We start from the raw sequence: 11067 nt of genomic DNA, 5'->3' as shown, positions 1-11067 counted from the left end.
AACAGGGTTTAACACCCTCCGCCTTCGATTAACAGCGTCCACGCCGGGCCAGTCCGATCTGACTAGACGTGTACCGCTACCGACAATCGATTAGGACTCACTCATCTAGGCGGCCGGGCACTGCGGCAGGGCTCCGGCGCCCTTTCCCGTGCGGATGGCGTCCAGCGCGGCCAGTGCGTCGTCGAGGGCGTCGACCGAGAAGACCGTCAGGCCGTCCGGAACATGCCCGGTGACCTCGTCGCAGTTGTCCTTGGGCGCCAGGAACCATTCCGCACCGGCCTCGCGCGCGCCGGTGAGCTTCTGCCGGATGCCGCCGATCGGCCCGACCTCACCGGCCTGATTGATCGTTCCGGTGCCCGCGACATCCGCCCCGCCCTGGATGGCGCCGGGGGTGAGCTTGTCGATGATGCCGAGAGCGAACATCATGCCCGCGCTGGGCCCGCCGACCTGGTCGAGCTGGATCTTCACGTCGAACGGGAACTCGTACTTGCTGGTCACGTTGATGCCGACCACCACGGCGTCGCCCGAGGCGATCGGGGTGACCCGCACGGTCAGGGTCTTGCCGTCGCGGAGGACGCCGATGGCGGCCGGGGCGTCCACCCCGTTGGCGGCCAGCGCGGAACGCAGCGCCGTGATGTCGGCCACGGCGGCGCCGTTCACCGAGACGACCTGGTCGCCGGTCATGATCAGGCCCGCGGCCGGGGAGTCTTTGGGCAACGACGCGACCTGGAGGATCGTCGGATAGTCGTAGCCGAGGTTGGTCAGCGCCGCGGCGATCGCATCCTGCTGCGAGTTCACCATCAGCGCCTGGTTCTCGTCTTCGCGTTCCTTTGTGGAGACGTCGGCCGGGAATGCGGCGTCGATCGGGATGACGGCCTGGGTCGGGTCCAGCCACGCCGCCGCGACCGTCAGCCAGCTCGGCCGGTTTTCGGGGTTGCCAACCAGCGAAACCGTCAGCAGGTCGAGTTGGCCCTCCGTCGGGTACACGGTCTCGTCCGGGATCGTGATCAGCGGAACGTCTTTGCCATTCTGCTCGGCCGTTCCGATGGTGTTGTAGACCGGGCCGGGCTTCTCGATCACGTACGGGGACGGCGTGATGGCCAGGATCAGGCCGATGGCCAGCGCAACGGAGATCGCCACCCAGCCCACCTTTCCGGCACGGTGAGACCGACCGGCCGGCAGCGACGAGTCTTCGGTGAAGAGGGCCACCGGGCTCCTTCCAGATCTGCGCTCGATGTTTGCGCTCGATGTTCGCGACAGGCGCACACCGGTTTTCCAGCGTAGGACATTTCCCAGTCCCCGCCATGAATCTCCGGCTAGCGTAGAGGCACGTGACTGAGAGGTGCCTGAAGTGGCTGACGACGACTCACGACCCGACGAGGGTCACAATCCTGAAGATGAGTTTCGGGACATGCTTCGCGACATCCTGTCCGGGAAGTCGTCCATCGACCCGAGCCAGCTGGCCGGGGCCGCCGGCCTTCCCAGCGACCCGGTGAGTATCGCGGCGCTGATGAACCAGCTCCAGGGCGCCCTGCGCAACTCCGGGGACGGTGCCATGAACTGGGACGCCGCACTCAGCCAGGGCCAGGAGCGCGCCGCCAACGGGCAACTCGCCGTCACCGATGAGCAGCGCACCGCCCTCGACCAGGCCTTCCACATCGCCGCGCTATGGCTGGACGAGGTGATCTCGGTCGCCGAGCTCACCACTCCCCCGAAGTTGATGACCCGCAAGGAGTGGGTCACCGCGACGATGCCGCTCTGGACCCAGCTCGCCGAACCGGTGGCCACCAGCATCTCCGATTCGCTGACCCGGGTTCTGACTGAGCAGGCTCCCGAGGAACTCAAGGGCATGATGGCCGGCGCGAGCCAGGTCATGCGCAGCATCGGCGGCACCCTGTTCGCCATGCAGCTCGGTCAGGTCGTCGGGCAGCTCTCCAGCGAGGTCGTCTCCGGCGGCGACGTCGGCATCCCGCTGCTCAGTGACCAGCAGGCCGCCCTGCTGCCCCAGAACGTCGCCATTTTCGGCGAGGGACTTGACGTTCCGGACGACCAGGTACAGATCTACCTGGCCGTGCGCGAGCTCGCCCACGCCCGGCTGTTCCGGCACTCGCGGTGGCTGCGCCTGCACCTGATCAGCTCAATCACCGACTTCGCCCGCGGAATCCACATCGACTCCGGCCGGCTCGAGGAACTCGCCGACGGCTTCGACCCCTCCAATCCGGAGGAACTGCGCGAAGCCATGGTCAACGGTTCGCTGATCCCGCCGAAGAGCGAGTCCCAGCTGGCCGCGCTGGCCCGGCTGGAGACGATGCTCGCCCTGATCGAGGGCTGGGTCGACGTCGTCACGCTCGAGGCCACCAGCCGCCTCCCCCGGGCCGATGCCATCGCCGAGACCGTGAAGCGCCGCCGTGCATCCGGCGGGCCGGCCGAGTCCGCGTTCGCCACCCTGGTCGGGCTGGAGCTGCGCCCGCGCCGTCTGCGCGAGGCCGCCGCCATGTGGCAGGCCGTGACGGATGCCGTGGGCAACGACAAGCGCGACGAGCTGTGGGCGCACCCCGACCTGCTGCCCACGTCGGCCGACCTGGACGCCCCTCAGGCCCTCGTGGCCCGGCTGACCAGCTCGGCGGCCGGCGCCGAACCGGTGCTGGACGAAGTGGACCAGGCCCTCGAGGACCTGCTGCGCGACGACGGCACCGAGCGCCCGCACGAGGAATAGTCGCGCGCTGCCGGGCCCGCACGGAACAACCCACGCTGCCCCCACGGGCGACACTCGCGCGGCCCTGACGAATTCGACGGAGATTTTAGGGTTTTGACGCCCTGCAGGCGCTTTTTTGGCCTTTTAGGCCAAAGTCTCCGTCGAATTCGTTAGGCGGGCCAGAGCTGGGGCCGGCCCGATCAGGGGCGGCTAGATCAGGCCCTTGGTGTGCCAGATCGTCTTCGTCTCCGTGAACGCCACGATGCGGTCGAGCGAGGGGCTCGCGGCATCCGGACCATTCTCGGGCTGCAGCACCCGGGTGAGCGTCTCGGCCGCGTCGATCTGGAGGTTGATCCAGTCGAGGTCACCGGCCCCGACGAGGTCGATGGCATTGACGTCCGCGTGGCTGGCCAGCCACGGGGCCATCTCGGCGGGTGAACCGGTCAGGATGTTGACCACGCCGCCGGGAACGTCGCTGGTGGCGAGCACCTCGCCCAGGCTGATGGCCGACAGCGGCATCCGTTCGTTGGCCACCACGACGACCGTGTTGCCCGACACCAGGGCCGGGGCCACGGCGCTGACGAGGCCGAGGAGGGACCCGCCGGTCTGCGGGGCGATGATCGCGACGACACCGGTGGGCTCCGGCACGGAGATGTTGAAGTAGGGACCGGAGACCGGGTTCGCGTTGCCGGCGACCTGCACGTACTTGTCCGCCCAGCCCGCGTACCAGACCCACCGGTCGATGGCCTCGTCGACCTGGGCGGACGCGGCGGCCGCCGAGACGCCCTCCGACTTCACGATCTCGTCGATGAACTGGGCGCGGCGCCCTTCGAGCAGTTCGGCGATCCGGTAAAGCACCTGGCCGCGGTTGTACGCTGTGGCGCCGGCCCAGCCGCCGAGGGCGGAACGGGCGGCGACGACCGCGTCACGGGCATCCTTGCGGCTGGCCTGCGCGGCGTTGGCGAGGAACACCCCGTCGTGCGAGCGAACCTCGTAGACCCGGCCGGACTCGCTGCGCGGGAACTTGCCGCCGACGTAGAGCTTGTAGGTCTTGGGAACGGCGAGGCGGGTCACTTTGCGGCCTTCTTTCGTGAAACGGGGGTCTTCGGGTCTGATTCCGTGGCGGCGATGCGAGCGGCCAAAGCGGCATTCACCGTGCGGGCGGCGGCGCGGCTCGCGGCCGGCTTGAGGTACGAGGCGAGGCCGTGGCGACCACCCTCGCGCCCGTAACCGGACTCCTTGTAGCCGCCGAAGGGGCTGGCCGGGTCAAAGCGGTTGAACGTGTTGGCCCAGATCACCCCGGCGCGCAGCTTGTCGGCGACGGCGAGCATGCGGCTGCCCTTCTCGGTCCAGATACCGGCGGAGAGGCCGAAGGGCGTGTTGTTCGCCTTCGCGATCGCCTCGGCCGGGGTGCGGAAGGTGAGCACGGACAGCACCGGGCCGAAGACCTCATCGCGGGCGATGCGGTGGCTGGTGGACACGTTCGTGAAGATGGTCGGCTTGAACCAGAAGCCGTTGTCCGGGAGCACGCAGTCCGGGCTCCAGCGCTCGGCGCCTTCCTGCTCACCGATGTCGGTGAGTTCACGGATGCGCTTCAGCTGCTCGGCGCTGTTGATCGCACCGATATCGGTGTTCTTGTCGAGTGGGTCGCCGAGGCGCAGGGTCGAGAGCCTCGCCTTGAGGCGGTCGATGACGTCGTCGTGAATGCTCTCCTGCACGAGCAGACGGCTGCCGGCGCAGCAGACGTGGCCCTGGTTGAAGAAGATCCCGTTGACGATGCCCTCGATGGCCTGGTCGATCGGCGCGTCGTCGAAGACGATGTTGGCCGCCTTGCCGCCGAGTTCGAGGATGACCTTCTTGTCGGTTCCGGCGACCGAGCGCGCGATGGCCCGGCCGGCTCCGGTAGACCCGGTGAACGCGACCAGGTTCACGTCGGGGTGCCCGACGAGGGCCTGACCGGTCTCCCGGCCGCCGGTGACGATGTTGACCACGCCGGCGGGAAGGTCCGCCTGCTGCAGGATCTCCGCGAACAGGAGCGCGGTCAGGGAGGTCGTCTCGGCCGGCTTGATCACGACGGTGTTGCCGGCAGCGAGGGCCGGCGCGATCTTCCAGGCGAGCATCAGGAGGGGGAAGTTCCAAGGGATGACCTGCGCGGCGACGCCCCGGGACGAGGGGGTGGGGCCGACTCCCGCGTGGTCGAGCTTGTCGGCCCAGCCCGCGTAGTAGAAGAACCAGGCCGCGACCAAGGGAACGTCGACGTCGCGGCTTTCCTTGATCGGTTTGCCGTTGTCGAGCGTCTCGGCCACGGCGAGCTCGCGGGCCCGTTCCTGCACGAGGCGCGCGATGCGGAACAGGTACTTGCCGCGATCGCTGCCGGAGAGCTTGGACCAGGTATGGGCGTAGGCGCGGCGGGCGGCGGCCACGGCGGTGTCGACGTCCGCAGAGTTGGCGTGGGCGATCATCGCGATCTGTTTCTCGGTGGCCGGGTTGATGGTCTGGAACGGCTCACCGCGACCGGCGACGAATTCGCCGTCGATGAAAAGGCCGTAGTCCGAACGCAGGTTCAGCAGGGCCTGGGACTCCGGGGCCGGAGCGTAGTCAAGAAAGCTCATGGGGTGATCCTTTAGTCAATCGTCACGTAGTCGGGTCCGGAGTAGTGTCCGGTGGTCATCTTCTGGCGCTGCATGAGCACGTCGTTGAGCAGGCTGGAGGCCCCGAACCGGAACAGGTGCGGCGTGAGCCACTCCTCGCCCACGGTTTCGGCCACGGTCACGATGTATTTGATGGCGTCCTTGGAGGTGCGGATGCCGCCGGCCGGCTTCACGCCGACTTTGTCGCCGGTGAGGCGGTGCCAGTCGCGCACGACCTCGAGCATGGACAGGGTCACGGGCAGCGTGGCCGCGACGGGGACCTTGCCGGTGGAGGTCTTGATGAAGTCTCCCCCGGCCAGGATGGCCAGCCAGGACGCGCGGCGCACGTTGTCGTACGTGTTGAGCTCCCCGGTTTCGAGGATCACCTTGAGGTGGGCGTAGCTGCCGTCGGCCCGGCGGCAGGTCTCCTTGACGGCGACGATCTCGTCGTAGACCTGGCCGAAGCGTCCGGAGAGGAAGGCGCCGCGGTCGATGACCATGTCGATCTCGTCGGCACCGGCGAGGACCGCGTCGCGCACGTCGGCGAGCTTGATCGCCAGGGACGCGCGACCGCTCGGGAAGGCGGTGGCGACGGCGGCGACGTTCACGCCGGCATCCGTGCCCGCGGAGTGCGCCGACCCGAGGGCCGCCACGGCGTGGGGAACCATGTCGCCGTAGACGCAGACCGCGGCGACGCGGGGGCAGGTCGGGTCGCCGGCGTCGGGGGTGAGCGCCTTGCCGACCAGGGAGCGCACCTTGCCGGGGGTGTCGGCTCCTTCGAGGGTGGTGAGGTCGATCAGGCTGATGATCTTGTCGATCGCCCACTTCTTGGAGCTGGTCTTGATCGAGCGGCTGCCGAGGTCGGCGGCCCGCTGCTCGAGTCCGACGGCGTCGATCCCGGGGATGCCATGCAGGTACCGGCGCAGGTTCGCGTCGGTGGCCTCGCCGCCGATGAGCGCCAGGGCTCGTTGCCCGGTGTTCAGCTGGGCCATAGCCGATGGGCTACTAGTCATGAGTTGTCCTTGCGGTTGGTGTGGTCCGGATGGTCTGGTCTGGTTCGGATGGTCTGGTCGTTCGGGCTCACGCGTGCTCGCCGAGGATGGCGAGGGCGGTGTCTTCGTCGGTGACCAGCACGGTGCACAGCCCGCTGCCGACGACGGCGCGCGCGATGGCGTGCTTGGAGCTGCCGGCGATCACGGCGATCGCCGTTTTCGCGTTGCGCAGCTGTTCGAGCGGGATGCCGACCGTGCGCTCGTCGAGTTCCGGGTCGACGATGTTGCCGTTGCTGTCGATGTAGCGGCCGACGATGTCGCCGACGGCTCCCTTGCGCACGAGTTCGGCCACCTGCTCTTCGGTTAGGTAGCCGCTATCGACCAGGGCCGAGTTCTGGTCTGCCTGGCCGGCGCTGAACAGGTAGGCGGATGCCGACGCCCCCAGCTTGAGGACGGCGCCGACGGAGCGGTCCGCTTCGATCGCCCGTTTGGTCTCCAGGCGTTCGAGGATGGCGGGACTGGGCAGCAGGGTCGCCGCGCCGGACGCTTTGTGCGCCATCGTGACGGCGGTGGCCGCCGCGGTGCCGGCGCGCCGGTTGAGGCTGACGCCGCCGTTGATCTGCACGACGTTGACGCCGTTGGCCCAGCCCTGCTTGAGGTGGAGTGACACCTCGTGCAGGGTGCGGCCCCAGCTGATGCCGAGGGTGCGCGGGACCGGACGCAGACCGGTGAGGTAGTCGGCGGCGGCCTGCGCGGTGCGGGACTGGAGTTCCTCGTCGCCGGAGACGCCCGCGGAGGAGACCACGATCGCATCCGTCAACCCGGTGGCCTCGCGGAGGCGGCGTTCCACGGACAGGCGACGGGCCCGCGGGTGCACGATCTCGATCCGGATGAAGCCGCTGGCCTTGGCCTGGGCGAGCAGCCGGCCCACCTTCCAGCGGGTCAGCCGGAGCACTGTGCCGATCTCGTCTTGCGTCTTGTTCTCTTCGTAGTACAGCTCGGCCGCACGAATTGACAGCAGTTCGTCAGTGTCCGTCACCCTGGTGCTCCATCCGATTTGTCACCAGCCTAAGACTCCCGCAGCCGGTGATCAACACGTGTAGGCAATCTTGCTCATCTGAGCAGGCACGGTGCCGGGGCGCACGCGGCGAGCGATCTAGGCTGGGGCGCATGGCAGATCTCTCGAAGTACCTCCCGCTAAGCCAACGGCCGGTCGGTGACGAATCCAGGGTCTCCTCTGACTGGGGCCCGCAGATCGCCGCCACCCTCCTCGCCACCGCCGATCTGCTGGACGGACTCAGCCCCGAGCAGTGGGAGGCGCCGAGCCTCTGCGCGGACTGGCGCGTGCGCGATGTCGCCGGTCACCTCGTCTGGCGGTTGGGAAGCTCAAACCGCGAGCTGCTGCGGAGCGCCGGCCGGGCCTGGCTGGCGGGCCGTTTCCTCAACCCGAACCGGGCGATCGACGCCGTCAGCCGTGCCGCCGCCCTGACCGAACCCTCCGAGCTGATCGCGAGCCTGCGCCGGATCGCGGCAGACCGCACGGCCGGGATCGGCCGGCAGGGAGTCACCGAGCTCACCGAGGCCGTCGTGCACGGCTTCGATCTGGCGCACCCTCTCGGCCTCGCCCTGACGGTCGACCCGACCGCGGCCGGAGCGGTCGCCCTCGGCCGCGCCCAGCGTGCCTCCACCCCGGTCAAGGCGGTCCTGCGCCGCCGCACCCTGGTGGCGTCGGATGCGCTCTGGCGCGTCGGCCGAGGCCCGGATTACCGGAGCACGGCCGAAGACATCGTGCTCTTCCTGTTCGGCCGCGCCGGGCTCACACCGGCGCCTCCGGCGGCTCCGACCGTTCCCGAAGACCTCACCGACCCGGTCTGAGCCTTCTCGGACCCGGTGCGGGCTGCGTCAGACGAGGATTCCGCGTGCCCGTTCCACGTCGTCGCGCATCTGCACGATCAGCGGGTCAACGCCGGTGAAGGCGACCATGCCGCGAATGCGGTCCACGAACGACACCTCCACCACATGGCCGTACAGATCGATGTCGCGGTCGAGCACGTGGGCTTCGACCTGCTTCTGGGGCACACCGTCGAAGGTCGGGTTGTTGCCCACCGAGATCGCGGCCGGGTAACGGATGCCGGCATCCGTCAGCCAGCCCGCGTAGACGCCGTCCGCGGGGATGAGCCCCTCAGAGTGCGGTGACAGGTTGGCGGTCGGGAAGCCGAGTTCGCGCCCCCGCTTCGCACCGTGCACGACCTCACCGCGAACGGTCGGCACGTGCCCGAGCAGAACGGACGCCGCTCGGACGTCGCCCTGCGCGAGCAGTTCCCGGATCCAGGTCGAGGACACCCGGCGGCTTCGGTCGGGCATCACGTCCTCGATCAGGCGCACGGCGAAACCGAACCTGTCCCCCAGCTGCTGCAACAGGGCCACGTCGCCGACGCCGCCGGCGCCGAAGCGGAAGTCCCGGCCGACGAGCACCGAGCGCGCGTGGAGTCCGCGCACGAGGATGCGCTCGATGAAATCCTCCGGCGGCAGGCCGGCCAGCGCCTGGTTGAACTCGAGCACGAGGGAGGCGTCGACCCCGGTTTCGGCCAGCAGGGCGAGTTTCTGTTCGGTGCTGATCAGGGCCTGCGGACAGGCATCCGGCTTGAGCAGGGACAACGGATGCCGGTCGAACGTGACCACGACGGAAGCCAGGCCCGCCTGCTCGGCCGCTGACTTCAGCTCGGCGACGACCGCGCGATGTCCGGCGTGCACGCCGTCGAATTTGCCGATGCTGACGGCGGAGGCCGGCCAGTCCTCGGGGATGGCGGCGACGCCGCGCATGATCTTCATGAGCGGACTTTGCCGCGTCGGGCGAGCCACCACATGCCCAGGATCGGAAGCACGAGCGGCACGAATCCGTAGCCGCGACCGAAGAACGACCACACCGTCTTGTGCGCGAACAGCTCCGGATCGACCACGCTGAGGGTGCCGACCACGAGCACTCCGACGAGCTCGAAGCCGATCGTGATCCACGCCACGCGTCGCCAGGGCCCGTCGCTCTTGATCAGGGCGATCGTGGCGACGATGTAGACGACCGCGGCCAGGGCCGAGAGGGAGTACGCCAGCGGGGCCGGGCCGAACTCCTCGGGGTCGAAGATCTGCACGAACGAGCGTCCGGTGGCCGCCAGCGCGAGCAGGCCGTAGACGGCGATCAGCACCCGGCCGATGCCGGTCACCCGGGTCGGTCGAACGGGCTCGGCGGTCGTCGCTGCGTCGTTGCTCTGTGGGGCGGTCATGGCGTTTTCATTATTGCAGCATCCGTTGGAACCGAGATCACAGCCCCTGCACCGTCCAGATCTGCCACATCCGGTAGACCATCACTGCGACGGCCAGGCAGGATGCGCCGACGATGACCGTGCTCCAGCGGCTGCGTTCGATCAGCGCCCAGACCACGGCGGCGACGGGCACCAGGATGGCGCTGATCAGGTAGGTGTAGAACTCGAGCACGCTGCCGCTGGCGTTGTTCCCCGTAAAGGGGGCGACGATGGCCACCACCAGCTGGGCGATCAGCAGCAGTTCCACCAGCGCCGTGGCGCCCAGCGAGAGGTCGCTGGGCTTTCGGTCGGCGAGGCCCAACCCGATACCGAGCAGGCCGGCGACTGTGGCGACGCCGAGTTGCAGCCAGGTGAACCACTCGATCATGATGCGTCTCCGTGGTCTCCGGCGCCGGCGGCTCCAGGCTCGGTTGCTGCGGTCGCGACTGCCGGGGCGGCGATCTCGTCGGGCGGGAAGTTGATCAGCGATTTGGCGTGGTCGCCGCGGTACTCGACCAGGCCGACCAGCCGTCCGTCCGGCGCGACGGCAGCGACCGGGCCGTCGACGTGGTCGGCCGGGTCCACCTGGATCTGCTTGCCGTGGCCGAGGTCGATCGCCTGCTGCTCGGTCAGGTCGAGGCGGCCCAGCACCCGGGTGGCGGCATCGGCGGGACCGATCAGAGCCGCCGGGACGTCCAGTTCCTCCAGCGGCTGGGCCGCGTCGATCCGGAAGGGGCCGATGCGGGTGCGGCGGAGGCTCGTGAGGTGGCCGCCGACGCCCAGGCCTGCGCCGAGGTCGCGGGCGAGCGCCCGGATGTAGGTGCCGGAGGAGCATTCCACCCGCACGGTCAGGTCGAGGTGGCCGTCGGCCGCCGCCGTGTCGATCAGTTCGAAGGCGCTGACGGTGACGGGACGGGACGGGAGGTCCACCTCTTCGCCGGCGCGCACCCGGGCGTAAGCGCGCTTGCCGTCGACCTTGATGGCGCTGACGGCGCTGGGCTGCTGCGAAATGGCTCCGGTGAGCTTCGCGATCCCGGCCGCAACGGCCTCCGGGGTGAGGGCGGTCACTGCGTCGACGGATGCCCGGCCGAGCTCTTCGCCCTCCGCGTCATCCGTTGTCGTGGAGGAGCCGAGCCGGATGGTGGCCAGGTATTCCTTGTCGAGGCCGACGATGTAGGTGAGCAGCCGGGTCGAGCTGTTGATGCCCAGGATGAGCAGCCCGGTCGCCATCGGGTCCAGCGTTCCGGCGTGGCCGACCTTGCGGGTTCCGGCCAGGCGGCGGGTGCGGGCGACGGCGTCGTGACTGGTCCAGCCCTGGGGCTTGTCGATCAGGACCAGGCCGCTGGCGGTGCCGCGGACGCGCGGTGCGCGCGGGGCGCGCGCCGGTTCAGCGGGGATTCGCCCGGACGTCGGTTCGCTGGCTGGTCCGTCGGATTCTTCGCTCACTCATGACA

At 69.1% G+C, this 11067-nt stretch carries 11 protein-coding genes; 2 read left to right on the top strand and 9 right to left on the bottom strand.

Annotated elements, in window-relative coordinates:
- Positions 1-105 precede the first annotated feature (105 nt).
- Complete coding sequence (locus E3T24_RS13390) at positions 106-1209, bottom strand: S16 family serine protease (protein ID WP_134366049.1); 1104 nt, start codon at positions 1207-1209, stop codon at positions 106-108.
- 202 nt (positions 1210-1411) lie between these two features.
- Between E3T24_RS13390 and E3T24_RS13385 the strand changes: the two genes are divergently transcribed.
- Positions 1412-2716 (top strand): zinc-dependent metalloprotease, encoded by a 1305-nt coding sequence (locus tag E3T24_RS13385; RefSeq protein ID WP_134366050.1) that lies wholly within the window; start codon positions 1412-1414, stop codon positions 2714-2716.
- A gap of 189 nt (positions 2717-2905) precedes the next feature.
- Here the strand turns inward: E3T24_RS13385 and E3T24_RS13380 are convergent, their stop codons facing one another.
- From E3T24_RS13380 to E3T24_RS13365, 4 genes are all read right to left on the bottom strand, one after another.
- Positions 2906-3769 carry an aldehyde dehydrogenase family protein gene (locus E3T24_RS13380; protein ID WP_134366051.1) on the bottom strand — a complete coding sequence of 288 codons (864 nt, stop codon included), beginning with the start codon at positions 3767-3769 and terminating at the stop codon, positions 2906-2908.
- Positions 3766-5307 (bottom strand): aldehyde dehydrogenase family protein, encoded by a 1542-nt coding sequence (locus tag E3T24_RS13375; RefSeq protein WP_134434699.1) that lies wholly within the window; start codon positions 5305-5307, stop codon positions 3766-3768. The genes E3T24_RS13380 and E3T24_RS13375 overlap by 4 nt, the downstream gene beginning before the upstream one ends.
- A gap of 11 nt (positions 5308-5318) precedes the next feature.
- On the bottom strand, positions 5319-6338 hold the full coding sequence (deoC, locus tag E3T24_RS13370; protein WP_134366053.1) for a deoxyribose-phosphate aldolase: 1020 nt from the start codon (positions 6336-6338) through the stop codon (positions 5319-5321).
- Positions 6339-6405: 67 nt separating this feature from the next.
- Entirely contained in the window at positions 6406-7356 is a 951-nt protein-coding gene (locus E3T24_RS13365) for a sugar-binding domain-containing protein (protein WP_134366054.1), read from the bottom strand.
- A gap of 131 nt (positions 7357-7487) precedes the next feature.
- Here E3T24_RS13365 and E3T24_RS13360 point away from each other — a divergent pair, with 131 nt between their 5' ends.
- Positions 7488-8192, top strand: a complete 705-nt coding sequence (locus E3T24_RS13360) for a maleylpyruvate isomerase family mycothiol-dependent enzyme (protein ID WP_134366055.1) — start codon at positions 7488-7490, stop codon at positions 8190-8192.
- A gap of 27 nt (positions 8193-8219) precedes the next feature.
- On the opposite strand, the gene E3T24_RS13355 is transcribed toward E3T24_RS13360, so the two are convergent.
- From E3T24_RS13355 to truB, 4 genes are read right to left on the bottom strand one after another with little or no spacing between them, the layout of a single operon-like run.
- Positions 8220-9149: a bifunctional riboflavin kinase/FAD synthetase gene (locus E3T24_RS13355; protein ID WP_134366056.1), complete on the bottom strand. Its 930-nt coding sequence runs from the start codon at positions 9147-9149 to the stop codon at positions 8220-8222.
- Complete coding sequence (locus E3T24_RS13350) at positions 9146-9595, bottom strand: hypothetical protein (RefSeq protein ID WP_134366057.1); 450 nt, start codon at positions 9593-9595, stop codon at positions 9146-9148. Before E3T24_RS13350 ends, E3T24_RS13355 begins: the two co-directional genes overlap by 4 nt.
- 37 nt (positions 9596-9632) lie before the next feature.
- A complete protein-coding gene (locus tag E3T24_RS13345; protein WP_134403014.1) occupies positions 9633-10001 on the bottom strand; it encodes a hypothetical protein in 369 nt (122 codons plus the stop codon).
- Positions 9998-11011, bottom strand: coding sequence for a tRNA pseudouridine(55) synthase TruB (gene truB, locus E3T24_RS13340; protein WP_134366071.1), 1014 nt, complete (start codon positions 11009-11011; stop codon positions 9998-10000). Before truB ends, E3T24_RS13345 begins: the two co-directional genes overlap by 4 nt.
- Positions 11012-11067: the final 56 nt, after the last annotated feature.

Origin of the sequence: Cryobacterium sp. TmT2-59 (genome assembly GCF_004403545.1) — a bacterium.
Classification (GTDB): domain Bacteria; phylum Actinomycetota; class Actinomycetes; order Actinomycetales; family Microbacteriaceae; genus Cryobacterium; species Cryobacterium shii.
This window is presented reverse-complemented; position numbering and strand designations above follow the sequence as displayed.

Excerpts from the sequence above, each read along its gene's own strand:
- E3T24_RS13375 (WP_134434699.1), bottom strand. The coding sequence starts at position 5,307 with ATGAGCTTTCTTGACTACGCTCCGGCCCCGGAGTCCCAGGCCCTGCTG.
- E3T24_RS13355 (WP_134366056.1), bottom strand. The coding sequence starts at position 9,149 with ATGAAGATCATGCGCGGCGTCGCCGCCATCCCCGAGGACTGGCCGGCC.
- E3T24_RS13350 (WP_134366057.1), bottom strand. The coding sequence starts at position 9,595 with ATGACCGCCCCACAGAGCAACGACGCAGCGACGACCGCCGAGCCCGTT.
- E3T24_RS13385 (WP_134366050.1), top strand. The coding sequence starts at position 1,412 with ATGCTTCGCGACATCCTGTCCGGGAAGTCGTCCATCGACCCGAGCCAG.
- E3T24_RS13345 (WP_134403014.1), bottom strand. The coding sequence starts at position 10,001 with ATGATCGAGTGGTTCACCTGGCTGCAACTCGGCGTCGCCACAGTCGCC.
- deoC (WP_134366053.1), bottom strand. The coding sequence starts at position 6,338 with ATGACTAGTAGCCCATCGGCTATGGCCCAGCTGAACACCGGGCAACGA.
- E3T24_RS13360 (WP_134366055.1), top strand. The coding sequence starts at position 7,488 with ATGGCAGATCTCTCGAAGTACCTCCCGCTAAGCCAACGGCCGGTCGGT.